This is a genomic window from Gallintestinimicrobium propionicum (assembly GCF_025567525.1).
Taxonomy (GTDB): Bacteria; Bacillota; Clostridia; order Lachnospirales; family Lachnospiraceae; genus Gallintestinimicrobium; species Gallintestinimicrobium propionicum.
Window position 1 is genome coordinate 74396 of the sequence record NZ_JAOQJY010000005.1, and the last position, 19092, is coordinate 93487.

Consider the following 19092-nt stretch of genomic DNA (forward strand, 5'->3'; position numbering starts at 1 on the left):
GGGCAACATAAATGGACTTTTTTGGAAATACAACACCTGGTTCGCAGATGCCTATGCAGAATGAAACTTATCAGCCTACAGAAAATGCTGCGGTGCAGGAAGAAAAGAAAGCGCCGCAGAGAAATCCTTTTGCAATCTGGGAGGTCGGTGGAGAGACTTACAGGTTAAAGCTGCAGACTGCAGGTGTCAAAGAGCTGGAAGCGAAATATAAAGGCTCCATCATGGAGCTGATGTCGTTCAAGGGTGGGATGCCACCGCTGACCGTTATGTTGGATGTTGCACACACGGCGATGAAGCCGTGGACGCATAAGGTATCTGCAAAGGATATGGAGTCACTGTATGACAAATACGAGCAGGGAGGCGGCGACCTGCTGAGCTTCTTTACCAACGTATACCTGGAAGTATTCCTGGTGAGCGGTTTTTTATCGAAATCGGTGGCAGCGGAAATGTCCGAGTCACTGGCGGAAATGCGCAAAGAACTGTAAGCGAGTTACTGGACGAGTTGTATCCGAAGTTTCTGGACATGGGATATAGCCCGTCTTTTTTCTGGGAATGCAGTCTTGCTGAGGTAGTTGATCTGTTCGATTCCTATCGCAGACGCGAAGATCGACGGCAGAAAGAAAAAGACGAAGCATTTAAGGTGCGGGCTTTGAGCCTTCAGGTATTAGCTTTGCAGATCAGGGATGCGGTGTGGGGAGAAAAAGACAGCGATTTCCGTACAGTACAACATTTTTACCCTACATTATTCCCGGAAACAGAAAAAGTAGATCGAGAATTGATAAAACGAAACGAAAGAATGCGCAGATTTGCGGAGGAACATAACCGACTCTGGCAGCAGGCGCACAGCGGAAAGGAGGAAAGCTGATGTCAGGGACGACACTGGAACGCCTGCAGGTCATTATCGAGGCGAGTGCAACCAAATACAAAAAAGAAATGGATGCAGTCGCGCAGAAAACCCAGAAAGCAGAAGCGATCGTTGACCGCTGTATGTCCCGCGTGAACAGCATCGTCGGGAAGGCGAACACGGGGAACGCCGAGAAGACAGTAGACAACCTTACTGCGAAGTTAAAGCGGCAGCAGGAAGCGATCGACAAGCAGGGCTTTAAAATAGATAACCTGCGGCGGAAACTGCTTGATTTACAGTCTGGAAACGCCAGAAATGCAACCATTGCAAATCTGGAAGCGCAGTTGAAGGCGGCAGAAAAAGAGTTTGCAGCGGTAGACAAACAGATGCAGCCGCTACTGGATAAGCTCTCTGATTTACGAGATCAGGAGGCTATGGGGCTTACCCCATATGGATTACAGGAAGTCGAAAAACAAATTGACGCCCTGAATCCGGAATACGATGAACTGGAAGATAAGGTACTGTCTTTACAGAATCGTCTCGAAACTGCCCGGATGAATCCGGAAAGCACCGCAGAAGTGCAAAAGCTGAACGGGGAACTGCAGCTTGCCAACGAGAAGTTGGAACGACTGACCGGCGAGGCAGCACAGACGCAGGCACAGCTGGATGCTGCCGGAAAAGCGACTGAAAAAGGCAACGGCTTCGAAAAATGGCGGAACGGGTTGCAGAAAGTATCTGGGTTGTTGTCCAGAGTGGATGCAAAAATCAGCGGAATTATCGGCGGATTTACCAAGACCAAACGCCGGATTGATAGCTGCAGTGCAAGTACGGGAAACTTATCCAGGCATGTGAGCAGGATCACGAATCTACTTCGGTTTTCCATCCTGTCGCGGGCATTTTCTGGCGTGTTTAGCGGATTGGGAAGTGGATTTCAAAATCTTGCACAGTACAGCAACGAAGCCAACGTGGCGTTATCCGGTTTGTGGTCTGCATTGGGGCAGTTGCAAAATGCGGTCGCAGCGGCAGCAGCACCTTTGCTGGAAGCGCTTGCCCCGGCTCTGATTAAGATCATCGAACTTGCAACGATGGCGGTAACGGCGATCGGACAGCTGTTCGCAGCACTGACCGGAAAAGGCACTGTCATAAAGGCAACGAATGCCTATAAAGACTATGCAGCGAGCCTGAAAAAGACGGGTGCAGCTGCGAAAGATGCCACACTCGGAATCGACGAGCTGAATGTGATCCAGAAGCAATCTGGTTCTGGAGCATCCGGCGGGCTGAATCCGGGCGACATGTTCGAAGAAGTTCCAATCGAAAACAAGTACAAAGACCTGGCGGGCAAGATCAAAGATTTCTTTTCGAAATTATTTGCACCTCTGAAAGAAGCATGGAACCGGGAAGGTCAGTTCGTAATGGATTCCTGGAAGTATGCGTTGGATGAGGTCAAAAAGCTGGTGCAGGACATCGAACGAGATTTTCTGACGATGTGGAACCAGGAAGCCACAATCGCCATGTTTGCGGATATCCTGCATATTATCGGGGATATCGGTCTGGTGGTCGGAAATCTGGCGAAAAATTTCCGCGAAGCGTGGAACGCAAACAACGCAGGACTGAGAACGCTGGAAAACATCCGCGATATTTTTGCGGTAATTATTTACAATATCCGGCAGGCTGCAGACGCTACCGTGGAATGGTCGGCAGGCTTGAACTTTAAGCCATTGATGGAGATGATCGCACAGTACACAAAGTCTTTGATTCCCGTGTTTGGCGCATTGTCCGGTGTGATATCGGATTTCTATGTGCAGGTGCTTTTGCCGCTGGGGGAATGGACGATTGAAAAAGGGCTGCCTGATCTTCTTCGGATCCTGAAAGAATTTAACGATAAAGTAAACTGGGCGCAAATTCGGCAAAATTTATCTGATTTCTGGGATCGACTGGAACCATTTGCAGAAACAGTTGGCGAAGGACTGCTGATCTTTCTGGAAAAGCTGTCCAACCTGACAGCGAATTTTCTGAATAGCGAAACACTGAACAATTTTCTGGACCATCTGGCGGACTGGATGGATAAAATCCAGCCGGAAGACGTTGCGAGAGGAATCGAAAATCTTGCGAAAGCATTTATTGCATTTAAGGCATCTGTGCTTGCTTTTAAGGTAGGTTCTGCTGCGTACAATGCAATCAAATTCTTACAGGGAACCTTGCCTGTGCTAAAAGGGCTCGGTTGGATTACGCTGGGCATTACCGTAACCATGATCGGTGTGGAAGCATACGAGAACTGGAAAAAAGATATTGAGTACATTCAAGAAAACGGCTGGAAAGCATTCCATTCAAAGAATCGGCAGGAACGTGCAAACAGTCCTTGGGCGATTTACGGGCATGACTCGACCGGAGTTGGAAACATTCAGGGCGAGAACGACGCTTATAATCCGTATGAAAATGCTGATTTTAGCTGGGTCGAAGAGTGGAAAAATAAGTTTCTGGAATGGCAGGCGAACAACCGCGCAAGCCGGGAAGCGGATCAGGCAGAGTGGGATCAATGGTTTAATGATCTTGGCGATAAATTCTCGAACTGGTATGAAAGCGAAGTTGCACCGTGGTTCACAGAAGAAAAGTGGACAGAGCTTTTTACAAATGTGAAGACCAGTTTTGAAACCAAATGGGCTGAAATTGTGGACTGGTGGCAAAACACAGCAATTTATACATGGTGGGAAGAAAACGTAACACCGTGGTTCTCCGAAGAAAAATGGTCGGAATTGTTGGAAAACATCAGAATAAGTTTTGAGACCAAGTGGGATGAACTTGTAGACTGGTGGTCGAATACCGCTATCGTTACATGGTGGGACGAACATGTAAAACCTTGGTTTGACACTGAAAAATGGAAGATGATGCTGGAAAACATAAAAACGTCTTTCAAAAAGAAATGGGACGAAACTGTTCTGCAGTGGAAAACGGACATCCAGAAATGGTGGGACGAGCATGTTGCACCGTGGTTTACAAAAGAACGTTGGCAAAAGCTCGGGGAAAACCTGAAAAATGGAATTTACGAGGGCTTTAAGGGACTTGCAAACAAGGTAGTTGATGTACTGAACAATGTAATTTCTTCGTTGGAAAGCATGTTGAATACTGCGCTGGATGGCATAAATGATTTGCTGTCTAAGTTAAACGAATCCCCGCTTGGAAAGATGCTTGACTTTGATTTTCAGGTCAGAAACGTTTCTTTTGGTCGCATTCCGAGATTTGAAGATGGCGGTTTTCCGGATCGAGGCAGCCTGTTTATTGCAAACGAAGCGGGACCCGAAATGGTTGGGCGCATCGGAAGAAGACCGGCGGTCGCAAACAGCGATCAAATTGTCGATGGTATTACGGCGGGCGTTGCAAACGGTAACGAAGTATTGGCAGAACTGCTGGTGCGGGTGATCGAACTGCTGGAAAAGATCAACGATCGGGACCCTGAAATTGTCTTTGATACCGCAGAGGGCATTAAAGCCATGCGGGAAAGAGAAGCAAGAAACGGGGTTGTATTCACATAACGGGGCGCGAAAGCGTCCCGCTTTTTGAAAGTAGGTGAGTAATTTGTGGCATACATCTATGTAGACGGAGAGGAATTTCCTTACCCGGAAAGAGGACTGAACGTAATTGTCACAACTCCTGTAAACTCTGCCAGGGACACAAAGGCGGAGGTTGTCGGGCAGCGAATCAGCCGAGATCAGTATAAAATCAATAATTTGAAGTGGCCCATGCTGTCGGCAGAACAGTGGTCGTTTATCTTAAAAAAGTTCCGCGAAGGCTTTGGTGTGCCGGTAACCTTTCCGGATCCCATCACACAGGACTGGATAACCTTAAAGATGTATCCGGGGGATCGCAGCGCGGAGCCGTACTGGATCGATGATGAGGACAAACCGACACGATACCGGAACTGCAAAGTGAATATTATTGATTGCGGGGTGTGAGGAATGCAGCATGTATCAAAAGAATATAAGACCTCCATGAAACAGATATGGCGGAATATCGGCTATATAAAGGTATATCTCGGGATCATAAACGAAGATGCACAAAAGCTTGTATCTGCGCAGGATATTCGGAATAATTTCGTATATTTTGCGGATGCGAATAAACCGTTCGATTCCTACCCGGTAGACCATATTTATGCCACCGCTGAACAGGATTTCGCAAAGACGGACGGCAGCATGTACTTTCTGCCGGAATCACCGACCGCTGATTTTTTTAATCAGGGCATCGTGACGCAGGATTTATCTGGGACCTTATATGTAGTGTTTGAGCATGAGGGACTGGATATTAAAGGGCTTACGATAGACTTCGGAGAATGCTATCCGGTTGATTTTACAGTCACAAACGATCATGGGACGCATGCGTACACTGGAAATGAGAAAAGTCGATGGGTAACCGAAGATGTATTTTACGGGACAACGTATCTGATCATTACGCCTACCAAAATGGTCAACGGCGCTGGGCGGCTGCGTGTAAAAGAATTTATCTGCGGGATTGCGAATGTGTATACGGACAAGGAAGTGCAAGCGTTTACTTATAAGGACGTTGTATCCCCGATTTCGGAAAAACTTCCGTCGCAGGACATGACTGTGACGATCGGGAATCTGGATCGTTATTACAACGCGGACAACCCAGAAAGTGCTGTGCGGTTTCTGGAAACCGGGCAGGAGATTCGGGCGTATTTTGGATATGATGTAAATAACGACGGCAAAATCGAATGGCTCGACCCGTTTAACGGATACCTTAAAAAATGGTCGGCGGACGATCAAAAGGCAAAGTTCACGGCGACAGACCGATTTGACAATATGACCGGGAAATACCACAAGGGCACTTATCACCCGAACGGGATTAGCCTGTACGCGCTGGCAGAGGACGTGCTCACGGATGCAGAAGTAGACCCGCGAGAATATTTTATCGACCCGTATTTGAAAAAGGTAACGGTTCAAAATCCAATCCCCATTGTAAAACATACAGAAGCGCTGCAGATGATCGCAAATGCGGGACGTTGCATTATGACGCAAGACCGGAGGAAAAAGATAACCCTCCGGTCTTCCTTTTTGCCTGATGTGAATGCAAATTCGGAGAATCAAACGGCGTTCAGCCGGGTGGAGAATATCCTCATGGACGATCCTGTAGACGCGTATGCAATGGGAAGCAGAGATTTTTCTACGACGGACGGCAGCATGTACTTCCTGCCGGAGAATACAGAATATCTTTCGATCGGGTATGTGAGCGATTCTGTAGCTGGTGCAGACGGCACTTTTGACCCACCGCCGAAAATAGATGTTGTGCTGGAAGCTGGGTATACCTGCTATGGGCTGCAGCTGAATTTTAGGTCAGTCGCACCACAGGAGGTTGTTGTGCGAACCTTTTACAACGGCGAAACGGTAGATGTTTATACCGTGGTAACCCCTGACCTGAATGCAGTGCTGGACGAAGAGCTGCAGCTTTTTGACCGGATGGAAATTACTTTTACGAAGTCTATTCCGGGTAGCCGTGTGACGCTGGACAAGCTGCAGCTCGGAAACGTTACGGATTATGTCCTGGATGACAGGGAGCTACTGGGAAATACGCCGATTGGAACGGTGGACACCAGATTAAAAGCGTTGACCATAAAGAAATGGGTTTACGCAGAGACGGAGACAGTGGAAGACCTGAGTAGCGGTGACATCATCGTGGATGCGGACGGGCAGGAGCTGGAAATCACCATGAATGATCCGGCATACGGCTATGCGGTTGAGCTGGATCAGGAGGAAATCAGCTGCGAAATTGCAGAAAGCTATAGCTATTATGTAAAGTTACGGTTTTCAGGCGTGAGCCAGTCTACGACCGTGAAATACACCCTGAAAGGGCATAAATACACGGTCTATGAAGGAAATTACAGGGTGCAGCACGATACGATTGGGGCAGAAAAAGAATGGAAAAACCAGCTTGTTAGCACCGACTTGCACGCTGCTGATCTGGAAGAGTGGATCGCGGGATATTACCGGAACAACCTGCAGTATGAATTTAAGTACCGCGGTGACCCGCGTGTAGACGCAAACGATCTGTTTTATCTGCAGCGGGAGAATCTGGACACTGCGCTGATACGCGCACATGAAGTACAGCTTACTTATAAAGGAAGCTGGGAAGGGAAAATGAAAGCCAGGAGGAACAAATGGGCTGGATAGAACCGAAAACGGACTGGGACCCGACAAAAGACAGACTGAACCCGGAATCCTACAATCGTATCCGGAACAATCTGGCAGTGCTGGGAGAACTGGTGAATGAGATTTACGCCCCGCTTACGCTGGAAAGCATGGGCGAAGAAAAGAACTATTCCAGCTGGTATTATGCACGGGAATTTAATGTGTTTGAACGAAACCTCGATGCAATAAACCAGACATCCTATAACAAAGTTATAGGGACAACAAAAACATTTTTTGACAATGGGCCATTTATCGACAGCAGCGAACTGAACAGAATCGAATCTGCAACGTTGCGACTATATGAAATTGGTCAGAACCATAAAAAAACATTACCACGCCTGAGTGTACGCTTGGGCAGTTTGAAAGGAGTTAAATAAATGGGAGTAAAACAGGTAAAAGCCGTCATTAACGGCGTAACAACAGTCCTTACGCTGAACAGTTCGACAGGAAAGTATGAGGCGACGATCACAGCCCCGGCAAAATCCAGTTATAAGCAGACAGGACATTATTATCCGGTGTCTGTAACCGCGGAGGACTTGGCTGGAAATACAACCACGGTGAATGATAAACACAGCACGCTTGGATCAAATCTGCGCCTGACCGTAAAAGAAAAGGTTGCGCCGATCATTGCGATTACATCACCTACATCCGGTGAGCTTACTGCAAACAACAAGCCCACAATTACGTTTAACGTAACAGATGAAGATTCCGGTGTGGCAGCAAGTACTGTGAAACTGTACATCGACGACAAGGAAGTTACAGGACTTACCAATTCGGCAATTTCAAACGGTTATACCTTTACCTATACTGTTACAACAGCCCTTGTCGATGGAGCACATACTGTAAAAGTAACCGCATCCGATAATGACGGTAACGCAGCAGGTGCAAAGACCCTGACCTTTAACGTGCTGGCTACAGCTCCGAACCTTGCGATCACCAGCCCTGCAGAAGGCGCTTACTTCAAGGCGAAGACCGTAAGCTTCGCAGGTACTACAAACGGCGCGAAGCTGACCGTAAAGGTGGGCAACGGAACTGCACAGAATGTAACAATTGCGGACGGCAAATTCTCCGGAACTTTCGATCTGGCAGCGGAAGGCAAGAACGTTGTCACGTTTGTGTCCACAAGCGCATCCGGCGTTACCACAACGATTACCAGAAACCTGTATCTGGATACAGTCGCACCTGCTATTTCTGCGGTTACAATTACTCCGAACCCCGTAGATGCAGGCAAGACCTATATCATTTCCGTATCCGTAACGGACTAAGGAAAATGATATGGTCGTAAAGCTGACAGGAAAAGTAAACGGCGAGACTATCATTTTTGAACGCAAAGCGGGAGGATTGTGGGTAACTGCAATCCCCCGCGTAAAAAGCGGTGCCTACGCTGTGGAGCTGACAGCAGTCGATGAAGCGGGAAATAAGACGTTTTGTACAAAATATATCCTGACAGTTGACCTCGGCGCGCTTGCGGTAAAACTGGAACCGTTCCCGTACAGCGTGCAGCTGTTGCAAAGTAGTTTCCGGGAGGGCATGCGCATGACGGCGACATTTGATTATGGAGAAAGCAAGCATATCCGGCTGCTTGTAGTCTCGCGAAAAAAGGAAGATTTTGACATATCGAGCGCGTCGTATGTCCTTACGAAGGATGGCGCAAACGATCCGGAAGACAGCGGCAATGTGGTTATTGATGAACATGTTTTAGATGCACTTATAGCGCCAATGCAAAAAGGACGGTATAAGCTGACTATTACATATCACATTACAAATGAGACATTTGTAGAGGAAGTGCATATTGCTGTATTGTAAGGAGGTGTGTCTGTGGGAATCGCAATCACAAAAGTTACTGTGTCGAAAAATCCTGTTGGCACATCGGAAAAGTTCCTGATCACGGTGACAGTTAAAGAACTTACCAGCGAGCCGACGATGTACCGGCTCCCTTACACGTTGGGAAAGGAAAAAGGAGGACTGAAATAAAATGGCAAAACAGGTACTGCCTACGAACTTTATGGATGATATTCTGAATGAATCCATGAACGGGAAAAGAAGATGGATCATTACGCAGAACGATGATGGTACATACACATTTGAGGATGCGACCACCTACGACCAGCTTGGAAATACTTTCGGGCAGGCACAGGTGAACGAGATGAATAAAGCGATCAACGAGAGCGTCGATCAAGCGCGGGTGATTGATGATTACAAAACGCTGGCGGCAGTAAACCAGAACGGTTTCGTGCCAGGCGCGAAACCAGTTGCTCAGTTAATTAGTGATTTGGGTGGTCTGTCTTTTGGACAAGACGCGGATGGCAACTGGGGATACAAAGCGGGAGGTGCGGATACAGTAACCCCTTTTAAAGGTGATCCGGACTTTGATTACGAACACGGAATTTCGATTCCGTATGTTGTAGCTGCTGGAAACCCGAACGTTTTACATTATTATACAATGACCGCGGAAGATGCGGCTTACTCTTATCTTGCACTATTCGCGGTTACGGCTGGTAGCGTGGTATCGATCGAACTTAGCGGGGTTAGTGGCCCATCCATTGTATGTAATAAGCCGGGTGGAAGCTATTCTTTCGCGCTAATCGCGAACCCTGTTTTGAACGGAAAAGTTAATTTTAGGCACGGAGGAACTGGTGACGGACATGTTTACAAACTTATGATTAAGTAATATTAGCGATACCAGACTCTTACAATCTCCGATCCATACGCATTTCCGCTATTGTTTGAGGTGCTAAAGGTGATTGTTACGGATTCTGTTGTATATGTCACGTTAAGAGCGTTCCATCCTTCCCACCCTCTTGATACAAGACCAGCGCAAACAATCTCTCCAGCATCAGGGATATCAGCCAATAAAATATTTTTGGTGGCAGTTCCAGATGCAATCGTGAAATCGATTGATTTAAGAAAAGAAGACGGTGCTGGTATTGCCCTGTTGTTAATATAATAAACTTTGACATAAAGACCTTTTAAACCATTAACGGATGTCATTACAAGTTCGGAGTTGCTATGTTTTACATAGGAAACACCGATACCGGCGTTTAATTGGTTCGTTCCTCCATTGTACACTTCAATGAAGAAATCTTTTCCATGAACCATAGATCCAAAATTAGGAATTTCAGATACTTTTGTAAAATGATATCCGTGATGCCATTGTCCAAATTCGTGTTCTTTAAAGTCTACTCCGCCACAGTCAAGAACCGAATACTCTGGCGTTTCACCCAATTTTTTTCGCACTGCATCAGCACCTACAATGTAAAAATCGACTCCGTCCTGCTCCAGAGAGCAGCCGCCCAAATCACTACTTAATGAAGTAACCCGTAAACGAACCCAGTAGGGTTCTTTTTGCTATGAAAGGAAAATGATATGGCATATATTAAATTCCGAAATTCAAAAGACTTTGTAAAATGCCTCATCGAACCGAAAGGAAATATTGTTTCGCTTGCCTTTCCTCTTGGCGAAGCTATATCCACAAATACAAGCGGCTTTGACACTTATCTGGATGACAAAGGGGAATTACTTATCGGAGAATATGGCGCATATACTACGGTATATCGAAATTGTCCGGAAAAAAACGGCTATGAACTGTCGAACGATGGAAGTGTGTACACGGAGCCGGAGAAGATTATTTCTTTCCGGGCGGAAGCAGGCGGAAGTTTAGACGGCGAGACAGATCAAGTGGTGCAGGATTATGCGGATTTGGATATACCTACACCGAAACCGGAACAGAATTATGTATTCGTGGGATGGGTTCCGGAAATCCCGGAATCCGGAGCGGTAAAGGAGAGCACTGTGTATCATGCGACTTTTGAATATGTACCTACATTAGAGGAAGTACAGGAGGCGAAAGTGACAGAAATGAATACGCTGCAGCAGAGCATTATTGCAAGCGGGCTGGATGTTATTCTTAGCGACGGAACAACCGAACACTTTACGCTTACCGGGCAGGATCAGACCAGCTTGATGGGGTTGCAGACGCAGGTAGCAGCCGGCGCAGAAAATATCCCTTGGCACACCAGTGATGAAAAGGAACACTGCAAATTTTACAGCAATGCGGATATGCTTCTGATTGTAACCGCGGCTATGGAATTTGTGACATGGCATGTGACTTATTTCCGCGATCTAAGAATTTACATCCGCAGTATCGAAGATAAAGTTGCTGTGGCGGCGATCCAGTACGGAACTGACATTCCGGAGCAGTACCAGAGTGCGCCGCTGAAAGCGATGCTTGCGGCTCAGAATACATGAGAATGGTAAGACCGCTAATCTTGTGGATGATCGGCGGTCTGATCTATACGCTTCTGGAAATTGTAACCCGCGGTCGTAGCCACTGGACAATGTTTATTGTTGGTGGATTATGCTTTTACCTGATTGGACTTATAAACGAGGTTATTCCGTGGGAAATGGCTTTCTGGAAACAGTGCATTATCGGGAGCTTTGTGGTTACCGGGATCGAATTTGTTTCCGGTTGTATCGTAAACTTGTGGCTTGGCTGGAATGTCTGGGACTATTCCCATCTGCCACTCAATCTTTTGGGGCAGATATGTTTGCCGTTTTCGCTGTTGTGGGTACTTGTTTCAGGTATGGCTGTGATTTTGGACGATTACCTTAGATATTGGCTGTTCAAGGAAGAAAAGCCACATTACAGGCTGTTTTAGAAGCTACGTTCTGCTATTCTTGTGGCAGGAGGTGCGCCATGAAAGAACAAATCGTAATGGATATTTTGCGGGAAATGACGGCGATTTTGACGCAGGAACAGTTAATGAGGCTGAAAGAGGTTGTGCGTGTGCAACTGTGCGGATACGACATTCGCAAGAGAGAAACCACTCTGATGCGAACGGATCAGAACTGGTTAAATTATCTGCAAATGTATCTGGATGGTTTCCGACAAAACGGGAAGTCCACGGGAACGATAGAGCAGTACAATTTGCATTTAAGCCGAATGCTCTCGTATGTTGCAAAGAATGTGCAAGATATAGAGGACGACGACCTGATTTCGTACATGTACAAGTATCGTGCGTTACGCAAGGTATCGAACAGATATCTGAACAATATGCGCCTGGTATTTAACAGCTTTTTCCGATGGCTGCAGCGTCGCAAAGTAATCTTTCGTAATCCGGTGGACGGGCTGGAACCGATTAAGTATAAGCAGGATGTTAAAAAGCCGTTGTCTCCGGAAGAGCTGGAAAAGGTGCGCTGTGCCTGTGAGCAAGAGCGCGATCTGGCCATAGTCGAATTTTTATATTCAAGTGCGGTCAGGGTGTCAGAATTATGCCAGCTGAATCGGGACGATATTTGCTGGGAGTCTGATGACGTCATGGTATTGGGAAAAGGCAATAAAGAGCGGGAGGTGTATCTTAACGCTCGGGCACATTTGCACCTGAAGCAGTATCTGGAAAGTAGGACAGATGGCAATCCGGCCTTGTTTGTAGGAACGCGCGCACCGCACGAACGCCTGACAAAATCCGGAGTCAGAAATATCCTAAAAAAGATCGGGAGTGCAGCGGGGGTAAGCAAAGTGCATCCGCACAGGTTCCGGCGGACATCGGCAACAGATCTGCTCCGCATGGGCATGCCGATCGAGCAGGTGCAAGAGCTTTTGGGGCATGTCAAAATCGAGACGACGCGAATCTATTGTACAGTAACAAAGGAACAGGTACGGGCATCACATCGTCGCTTTATGGCAACATGATGTGAGCACATCATATGGATTTTTTGAGACCGCCGCAAGACGGTCTAAGAGAGGTTGTAGGTGTAAGTTGCACCGGTGCAACGGTGGCAGGGGCGGGCGAGAGTATTAAGTAGTGATTTGGGTGGCTGCTCATTTGAGCAGGAAGGCGATAATTTTTATGTAGTAGGTGCTGATGCAGTCCGAAAAAAATTGGGTAGCAGCGGGATTGGCGGAACGTTAGAAACCGTTGCAGTAAGAGACCGAACTGTAATGACAAGGAATTATATTTTTAACAATACTGGAGATTACGTATCACTAGTTTTAAACGTAAAAACTCCTCCCAATGGAGGAAATGCAAATTCTGTGACTGTTTATGGTACTGCTATTGGTACAAGCACTTATAAACAAATCCAAAAGATAACTACACTTAATGCAGATGTAACTGTAAATATCAAAGGGTATTATCATATAAAGCTTGCTGTTACTGCCAGCCATTCCGGAAATGTTGGGCATTCCTACGAAGCCACGACAATAACAACCTATGCTTTATCGTAACACCGGCGCAATCATTCGATACTTATCTTATTACTTCTGTCAGGGCGTTTGGTTTTAAGTAAATCATTCAAGTTTAATACAGACATAGAATGCCGCACCTGAACCGTATCCGCCGTATACTTTGAACCCAGTATCCGTTACTTCTTGTAACGCGAGCCGGTTTCCTGTACTTGGGCCAGTAGGAAATGATCTTCTGATGCACTTTGGCGGGTTTGAAGACCCAGAATCCCAGATGAATTCATTTTGTAATTCAGTCCACCACAGCACCAGAGTTCGATCGTTTCCGCTATTCCCATTGTAAAAAGCTTTGGTTATATCGCTTCCGCCAAGAAATCCATACATGATGAAATCTGGCTTAAAACCAACATCGACGGTCGCGCCATTCGGATTCCCGTTATTGCCTAGAAATTTAAAACCTCCCATCGCTACTTTGGAACTTTTAAAAGGGATTACTGGATCAGCACCTCCAATCCTGTATCCCCAGCTGCCGTCTGCATCCTGACCAAAAGACAGACCGCCCAAATCACTACTTAGTTGAGCAAGGAATAAAAAAACTATGTTAATAAGATCCGCAAGGGTCTTAATTTTTTACCCTCCAAAACGAGGGAGAAAGTGAGGAACACATGAAACAGGTATACATTGTAATTCAAGGGACGGTAGCAGCGTTTATTGCATGGCTGTCGGCAAAAATGGGCATTTTGCTCCCAGTCATGGGCGTGCTGATGGGAATGATGGTTATGGATTACATCACAGGGATGCTGGCCAGCAAGAGGGAGGCCCTTGACCATCCGGATGACCCGACGTATGGATGGTGTTCCCGGCGCGGTGCGGAGGGCATCATCAAAAAAGTAGGCTACCTGTGCGTGATTGCTGTGGCGATGGTTGTTGATTATCTGATTCTCAGAGTGGCAGCGGAGGCAGGATTTGAAGTAGCGACAAAGGCATTTTTTGGACTGTTGGTAGCAGTATGGTACGTCCTTAACGAATTATTATCCATAATCGAAAATGCAGGACGCATGGGAGCACCAGTGCCGGAATGGCTGATGAAATATGTCTCTGTGTTGAAGAATAAGATTGATTCTCAGGGCGATGGAACGGAAGAAAGGATACAGTGATCCGATAATCTCCCACGCAGGGTTAAGCGTGATTCTGGGGCGGCTTCGGTCGCCCTATAAAAATAATAAGGAGAGCAGAGCATGAAAAAACTTTTTATTTCACAGCCGATGAAAGGCAAAACAGATGAGGAAATTTTAAAAGAGAGGGAAAAGGCAATCGCCAGCGCAAAGAGAAATTTTGTAGAAGACGAAGAAATAGAGGTTATTGATTCGTTTTTCCAGAGCGCGCCTGCGGATGCGAGACCTTTGTGGTTTTTGGGAAAATCTTTGGAATTGCTTTCGACTGCGGACATTGCGTATTTTGCAAAAGGATGGGAAAACGCAAGAGGCTGCCGCATTGAAAATACCTGTGCCATTGAGTATGGGATTGATGTGATCGAAGATTATACGGAGGACTAAGAGTATGGGAAGCAAAGAGTTTTTAGAAAAAAGTAAACAGGTTGTAGTGGATTATTTCAACAGCCACGCGGACAAAACTGACCAGAAGCAGATTACAGGGGATGACGTATTCGTGGTTTGGTACTGCAAGACGCTTCAGAACCACAAGGCACTGCTGAGCACAAATGTTTCTGACGGTATGTATTATGAGATCACCAATAACGGTGACAAGCAGGAAACCTATGTGGACGCTTACAAAAAATGGGAGAATTTTGTGGTGAGGTAATGCTTATGTGGAAAGGAATTGACGTATCAGATAACCAGGGCACGATCAACTGGGCACAGATCCCCGAGGACGTAGATTTTGCGGTCTTGCGTAGTGTGCGCCGATCAGGCAAGGCAGACCATCAGTTTGCTACAAATCTGGAGGGATGTCGGAAGCACAATATACCTGTGTCTGTATATAAGTATACCTACGCAGCTACACAGGACGCAGCGCGACAGGAAGCACAGCAGGTCGTGGAACTGTTGAGGTCACATCATCTGACCGGTATGGTCTGGTGGGATGTAGAGGACAAGGACGTGCTGCGGCCGCTGGGTGCTGCAAAGCTGACGGAGTGTATCCGTGCGGCGCAGGAGGTTATCACGGCAGCAGGGTACGGTTTTGGACTGTATGTTGGGTTGTATGTGTATAAGGAGCGCTGGTTTGACTTTAATGCGTTTGCCGGGACGCGGTTGTGGATAGCACGTTATTATCGCGGCTATCGTACAATGCGGTTTGATGATGAGCCGGATCAGAAATACAAGCCTGATGTTGACGGTGATATATCTGGGTGGCAGTACACGAGCTGCGGCGAGATCCCGGGCATCAAAGGCGATGTAGACCTTGACATAGCCTATGAGGATCCGATGCTGTGGTCGCAGCCTGCGGTGGAGCCGGGCGTGATCTATACAGTATCGGTGGCAGATGTTTGGACACGCGAGCAGGCGGAGATTCTCCGGCAGCAGTTTGAAGCAATGGGAATTAACGGGATTATTCATGAAGTGAGAATAGTGGAGTAACGGAGGGACCGGGCACTTGAGGGGTGTTCCGGTCTTTTTTTGTGCCTTAAATCATGGCAATATCTACTTTTGAACGAAATATAAATGAAAATAAAAAATGCGAAAAGAGCAAGAAATAATAGAAAACTCGTGTTGCATTTCGTGTTGCATGGGGATACAAAATAATATAAAAAAGCATATATAAATACGCTAAACAGTATAAGAAGAAAATATTAAAAGTCCAGAAAACCGCGTAAATACAACAAAAAACCGCTGAGTCGCAAAACTCAACGGTTTTTAATCAGTCGGAGTGACAAGACTTGAACTTGCGGCCTCTTCGTCCCTAACGAAGCGCTCTACCACCTGAGCCACACCCCGATGTGCCGTATTTCTCAACCGGACAAATGATATGATACAGCATAATCGGACAGAAGTCAACACTTAATTTGAAAAAACTTCACAAATTAGGTTTTTCTGTTACAGTTCACTCGTACCGTTTGAGCTGTTCATAAAAAATTAAGGGTTTCTTTCTTGCAAGAAATGGAAATATAGACTATATTAAACGGACAAAAGGCAGGCACAAAAAGGACAGGCGGTAAGCTCGGAGCAAAGGCTCCCTAAAGGATACGATAAGCTGTCTGTGATCTGCAGAATGGAGTGAACATGAAATATTTCTGGTTGACCATAAAGAAGATGTTTCGTTTTTTATTAAAGCCCTTATCCTTTGTACCGGCGCTGTGCGTGATGTATATGATCTTTTCCTTTTCCGCCCAGACGGCGGACGAATCCGGACAGCTGAGTATGCTGGTCAGTGAAAAGGTGGTGCTCCTGCTGGGAAAGCTGACCTCCGGCAATCTGGATACCGAGCAGGTGGGAGTGTATGTAGATGAGATTCATTTTCTCGTAAGGAAGATGGCACATTTTAGCGAATATTTTTTGTTGGGACTGACACTTTCCCTGCCCTTGTATGTTTATCGGCTGCGGGGCTTTTGGCTCGTGCTCGCTGCCGGATTGTTCTGTGCCGGGTTTGCCGGGCTGGATGAGTACCATCAGATGTTTGTGGCAGGACGCTCGCCGGCACTTCGGGACGTGGCGATCGATACGGCAGGAAGCATCACCGGAATTTATATGACAAGGATCATCGGATTTATTGGGAGAAAAACGATATTTGCACCCCTTTCGATGGAAAAGCGCAGAGAACGGAGAAAAAAGAGATTTGTATAAAAAAGTAAAAAAAAGGCTTGCAAAATTAGAAAGTATCGTGCTATAATATCACTTGTCAGTTCGATAGGGGCATAGTTCAAAGGTAGAACAGCGGTCTCCAAAACCGTCGATGTGGGTTCGATTCCTACTGCCCCTGCTATTGCGGGAAAGTCAGAGAAGACGATATCTTTTCTGGCTTTTTCTTGTTTTATTCATGACAATAAAATGCTCGCAGAGCGTGCATTCTATTGTAGCAGCTCGTTTCGGGCTTTGTTTTTAGGCTGTCAGCCGGGGGGATTTTTTATGGAACAGAAGCATACGCTAGAGGAGAATGGGTATTATGCACAGGTCACAGATCAGCTGATTGAAAATATCGGGTATCAGATGATCCGCCGGAACTGGTCGATGAAGACGCTGGCGGATAAAGCGGATCTTCCTTATGAAACCGTAAAGCATCTGATGGCAGGAAAAATCGGCAGACCATCCTTTATCAGTATTCTGAAGATTGCAAATGCACTGGAATGTTCGCTGGATGATCTGGCAGGACGGAATAATCCGGCGCTGGAGGCACTTCGCAGGCTGGCAGACCATGCGGATGGAATGTATCAGATTTTTGCGGAAGTAGAACATTTGCTGTATCCGAACTTCATGATGCAGAGAGAAAACAACAAATAGCACAAATAAAAAATGAAATGATAAAAAAGTACTGTGAAAAAGAGAGAAGAATCGGTGAACAACCGATTCTTTTTTGTCACAAAATGTTCATAATCGTTTACAAATCGTTCAGCTTCTTATCGGCGGCAACCGGATATACTGGATAGTAGGAAGGTACAAGGACAGGTTGACGATTAGGGGATGATCAGTTGAAAAAAAAGGTATGGGGCATTTTGTTTCTGGCAGCGTTGGCGTTAAATGTGTTGGCGTGGAAAAGCAGCAGCTTCTGCGATTTTTATGCGGAATCGGTTTTTCCGGTATGGAGCAGCATTTCCACGCGGGTGATGTCGGTTTTTCCGTTCAGCGTCGGAGAGAGCATGATCGTGCTGGGGATTTTGTTCCTGACAGCGTTTGCAGCTGTAGGATTTTTGCGTTTGACTGTAAAAAAAGCGTGGAGCAAAAAATTGTTTCACAGCTTTTCCTGCGCATTTTCCTGGATTTTTCTGGCACTCGTCTGGGTTATGACCTGTAATTGTTTTTTGCTGTATCATTCTTCGGCGTTTGAGGATCGGTATATGGAGCAGGTGCGCAGTGAGAACTACTCCAAGGCAGAGCTTGCTGTGCTGCGGGATTATATTGTGGTCAATGCCAACGAGCTTGCAGAGCAGATGGAGCGGGATGCAGACGGCTATCTGATTTATAAGGGAGACATGAATCAGGCGGCTGTAGAGGCGATGCAGCAGGTCGGCACAGATTATGGACGCCTGCAGGGCTATTATCCGCAGCCGAAGGAGATTTATTTTTCGGAGCTGCTCAGTCAGACCTATAGGATGGGGTACTATTTCCCATTTTCCATGGAAGCAAACTACAACGGAACGATGTATATTGTAAATAAGCCCTCAGTGATCTGTCATGAATTTGCACATTTAAAGGGCTTTATGCAGGAGGATGAGGCGAATCTGATCGGATATCTTGCCTGTATCAACTCAGACGATGCATTTTTCCGCTACAGCGGCTATATGGGCGTACTCAATTATGTGGAAAAAGAATTTCGTGAGAGCATTCAAAAGAGCCGGAAAGAATACGCGAAGCATCCGCAGATTTCTGCACAGGTTTATGCGGATAACATGTTTTTGACCCAGGAAGCATGGCAGACTGTCGAGAAAAAGGCGGTTGTCAGTACCAAAACAGCGAAAAAGGTTTCCAACGCGGCGACAACGGCTTCTCTGAAATTAAACGGAGTGGAAGAAGGCATGAAAGCGTATGACGGTGTGGTGAAGCTGCTGCTGGATTATTATGACGGTGTGCTGTACGGGGATGTTTTGGTGACGGTGGACGCAGAGTGACGGTCTAAAAAGCGTGCAAGACATTATTCAGAGTGTATAAAACAGGAATCTGCTGCGCATCCTGACAAAAACGGCGGTGCTTTTTGGA

The 19092-nt window shown here is 46.5% G+C and carries 23 protein-coding genes and 2 tRNA genes; 22 read left to right on the plus strand and 3 right to left on the minus strand.

Features of this window, described 5'->3' with window-relative positions:
• Positions 1 to 11 precede the first annotated feature (11 nt).
• The 10 genes from OCV62_RS05315 to OCV62_RS05360 are packed head-to-tail and all read left to right on the plus strand — an operon-like array spanning position 12 to position 9712.
• The gene (locus OCV62_RS05315; RefSeq protein WP_262585499.1) at positions 12 to 485 is read left to right on the plus strand and encodes a hypothetical protein; all 474 of its coding nucleotides are present in this window, start codon (positions 12 to 14) and stop codon (positions 483 to 485) included.
• A 17-nt stretch (positions 486 to 502) separates the two neighbouring features.
• A complete protein-coding gene (locus tag OCV62_RS05320; protein WP_262585500.1) occupies positions 503 to 865 on the plus strand; it encodes a hypothetical protein in 363 nt (120 codons plus the stop codon).
• On the plus strand, positions 865 to 4374 hold the full coding sequence (locus OCV62_RS05325; protein ID WP_262585501.1) for a coiled-coil domain-containing protein: 3510 nt from the start codon (positions 865 to 867) through the stop codon (positions 4372 to 4374). The genes OCV62_RS05320 and OCV62_RS05325 overlap by 1 nt, the downstream gene beginning before the upstream one ends.
• 45 nt (positions 4375 to 4419) lie before the next feature.
• Positions 4420 to 4794 (plus strand): hypothetical protein, encoded by a 375-nt coding sequence (locus tag OCV62_RS05330; protein WP_262585502.1) that lies wholly within the window; start codon positions 4420 to 4422, stop codon positions 4792 to 4794.
• Positions 4795 to 4830: 36 nt separating this feature from the next.
• Positions 4831 to 7023 carry a hypothetical protein gene (locus OCV62_RS05335; protein ID WP_262585503.1) on the plus strand — a complete coding sequence of 731 codons (2193 nt, stop codon included), beginning with the start codon at positions 4831 to 4833 and terminating at the stop codon, positions 7021 to 7023.
• Positions 7011 to 7418 (plus strand): hypothetical protein, encoded by a 408-nt coding sequence (locus tag OCV62_RS05340; RefSeq protein WP_262585504.1) that lies wholly within the window; start codon positions 7011 to 7013, stop codon positions 7416 to 7418. The genes OCV62_RS05335 and OCV62_RS05340 overlap by 13 nt, the downstream gene beginning before the upstream one ends.
• On the plus strand, positions 7419 to 8306 hold the full coding sequence (locus OCV62_RS05345) for an Ig-like domain-containing protein (RefSeq protein WP_262585505.1): 888 nt from the start codon (positions 7419 to 7421) through the stop codon (positions 8304 to 8306).
• Positions 8307 to 8316: 10 nt separating this feature from the next.
• Positions 8317 to 8847, plus strand: a complete 531-nt coding sequence (locus OCV62_RS05350) for a PF13754 domain-containing protein (protein ID WP_262585506.1) — start codon at positions 8317 to 8319, stop codon at positions 8845 to 8847.
• Between the two features lie 12 nt (positions 8848 to 8859).
• On the plus strand, positions 8860 to 9015 hold the full coding sequence (locus tag OCV62_RS05355; RefSeq protein ID WP_262585507.1) for a hypothetical protein: 156 nt from the start codon (positions 8860 to 8862) through the stop codon (positions 9013 to 9015).
• A 1-nt stretch (position 9016) separates the two neighbouring features.
• Positions 9017 to 9712, plus strand: coding sequence for a hypothetical protein (locus OCV62_RS05360; RefSeq protein ID WP_262585508.1), 696 nt, complete (start codon positions 9017 to 9019; stop codon positions 9710 to 9712).
• Between the two features lie 2 nt (positions 9713 to 9714).
• Here the strand turns inward: OCV62_RS05360 and OCV62_RS05365 are convergent, their stop codons facing one another.
• Complete coding sequence (locus OCV62_RS05365; protein ID WP_262585509.1) at positions 9715 to 10278, minus strand: hypothetical protein; 564 nt, start codon at positions 10276 to 10278, stop codon at positions 9715 to 9717.
• A gap of 129 nt (positions 10279 to 10407) precedes the next feature.
• Here OCV62_RS05365 and OCV62_RS05370 point away from each other — a divergent pair, with 129 nt between their 5' ends.
• The 4 genes from OCV62_RS05370 (at position 10408) to OCV62_RS05385 (ending at position 13267) form a co-directional block, all read left to right on the plus strand.
• A complete protein-coding gene (locus OCV62_RS05370; RefSeq protein ID WP_262585510.1) occupies positions 10408 to 11289 on the plus strand; it encodes a DUF4376 domain-containing protein in 882 nt (293 codons plus the stop codon).
• Positions 11290 to 11291: 2 nt separating this feature from the next.
• Positions 11292 to 11699, plus strand: a complete 408-nt coding sequence (locus tag OCV62_RS05375) for a putative ABC transporter permease (protein ID WP_317258838.1) — start codon at positions 11292 to 11294, stop codon at positions 11697 to 11699.
• A gap of 38 nt (positions 11700 to 11737) precedes the next feature.
• A complete protein-coding gene (gene xerA, locus OCV62_RS05380; RefSeq protein WP_262585512.1) occupies positions 11738 to 12733 on the plus strand; it encodes a site-specific tyrosine recombinase/integron integrase in 996 nt (331 codons plus the stop codon).
• Positions 12734 to 12808: 75 nt separating this feature from the next.
• A complete protein-coding gene (locus tag OCV62_RS05385; RefSeq protein ID WP_262585513.1) occupies positions 12809 to 13267 on the plus strand; it encodes a hypothetical protein in 459 nt (152 codons plus the stop codon).
• A gap of 63 nt (positions 13268 to 13330) precedes the next feature.
• Here the strand turns inward: OCV62_RS05385 and OCV62_RS05390 are convergent, their stop codons facing one another.
• Positions 13331 to 13789, minus strand: coding sequence for a hypothetical protein (locus OCV62_RS05390; RefSeq protein WP_262585514.1), 459 nt, complete (start codon positions 13787 to 13789; stop codon positions 13331 to 13333).
• A 101-nt stretch (positions 13790 to 13890) separates the two neighbouring features.
• Here OCV62_RS05390 and OCV62_RS05395 point away from each other — a divergent pair, with 101 nt between their 5' ends.
• The 4 genes from OCV62_RS05395 to OCV62_RS05410 all read left to right on the plus strand — a co-directional run bounded on the left by OCV62_RS05395 (position 13891) and on the right by OCV62_RS05410 (position 15822).
• Entirely contained in the window at positions 13891 to 14382 is a 492-nt protein-coding gene (locus OCV62_RS05395; RefSeq protein WP_262585515.1) for a phage holin family protein, read from the plus strand.
• Between the two features lie 81 nt (positions 14383 to 14463).
• Entirely contained in the window at positions 14464 to 14781 is a 318-nt protein-coding gene (locus tag OCV62_RS05400) for a hypothetical protein (RefSeq protein ID WP_262585516.1), read from the plus strand.
• Between the two features lie 4 nt (positions 14782 to 14785).
• Positions 14786 to 15046 carry a DUF6275 family protein gene (locus OCV62_RS05405; RefSeq protein WP_262585517.1) on the plus strand — a complete coding sequence of 87 codons (261 nt, stop codon included), beginning with the start codon at positions 14786 to 14788 and terminating at the stop codon, positions 15044 to 15046.
• 5 nt (positions 15047 to 15051) lie between these two features.
• Entirely contained in the window at positions 15052 to 15822 is a 771-nt protein-coding gene (locus tag OCV62_RS05410) for a GH25 family lysozyme (RefSeq protein WP_262585518.1), read from the plus strand.
• A 284-nt stretch (positions 15823 to 16106) separates the two neighbouring features.
• On the opposite strand, the gene OCV62_RS05415 is transcribed toward OCV62_RS05410, so the two are convergent.
• A tRNA-Pro gene (locus tag OCV62_RS05415) sits at positions 16107 to 16179 on the minus strand.
• 315 nt (positions 16180 to 16494) lie between these two features.
• Between OCV62_RS05415 and OCV62_RS05420 the strand changes: the two genes are divergently transcribed.
• The 4 genes from OCV62_RS05420 to OCV62_RS05435 all read left to right on the plus strand — a co-directional run bounded on the left by OCV62_RS05420 (position 16495) and on the right by OCV62_RS05435 (position 19004).
• Positions 16495 to 17025 carry a VanZ family protein gene (locus OCV62_RS05420; protein ID WP_262585519.1) on the plus strand — a complete coding sequence of 177 codons (531 nt, stop codon included), beginning with the start codon at positions 16495 to 16497 and terminating at the stop codon, positions 17023 to 17025.
• A gap of 65 nt (positions 17026 to 17090) precedes the next feature.
• Positions 17091 to 17161 (plus strand) — tRNA-Trp (locus OCV62_RS05425).
• Positions 17162 to 17307: 146 nt separating this feature from the next.
• Complete coding sequence (locus OCV62_RS05430) at positions 17308 to 17679, plus strand: helix-turn-helix domain-containing protein (protein ID WP_021914707.1); 372 nt, start codon at positions 17308 to 17310, stop codon at positions 17677 to 17679.
• A gap of 188 nt (positions 17680 to 17867) precedes the next feature.
• The gene (locus OCV62_RS05435; RefSeq protein WP_262585520.1) at positions 17868 to 19004 is read left to right on the plus strand and encodes a DUF3810 domain-containing protein; all 1137 of its coding nucleotides are present in this window, start codon (positions 17868 to 17870) and stop codon (positions 19002 to 19004) included.
• The last annotated feature ends 88 nt before the right edge of the window (positions 19005 to 19092 follow it).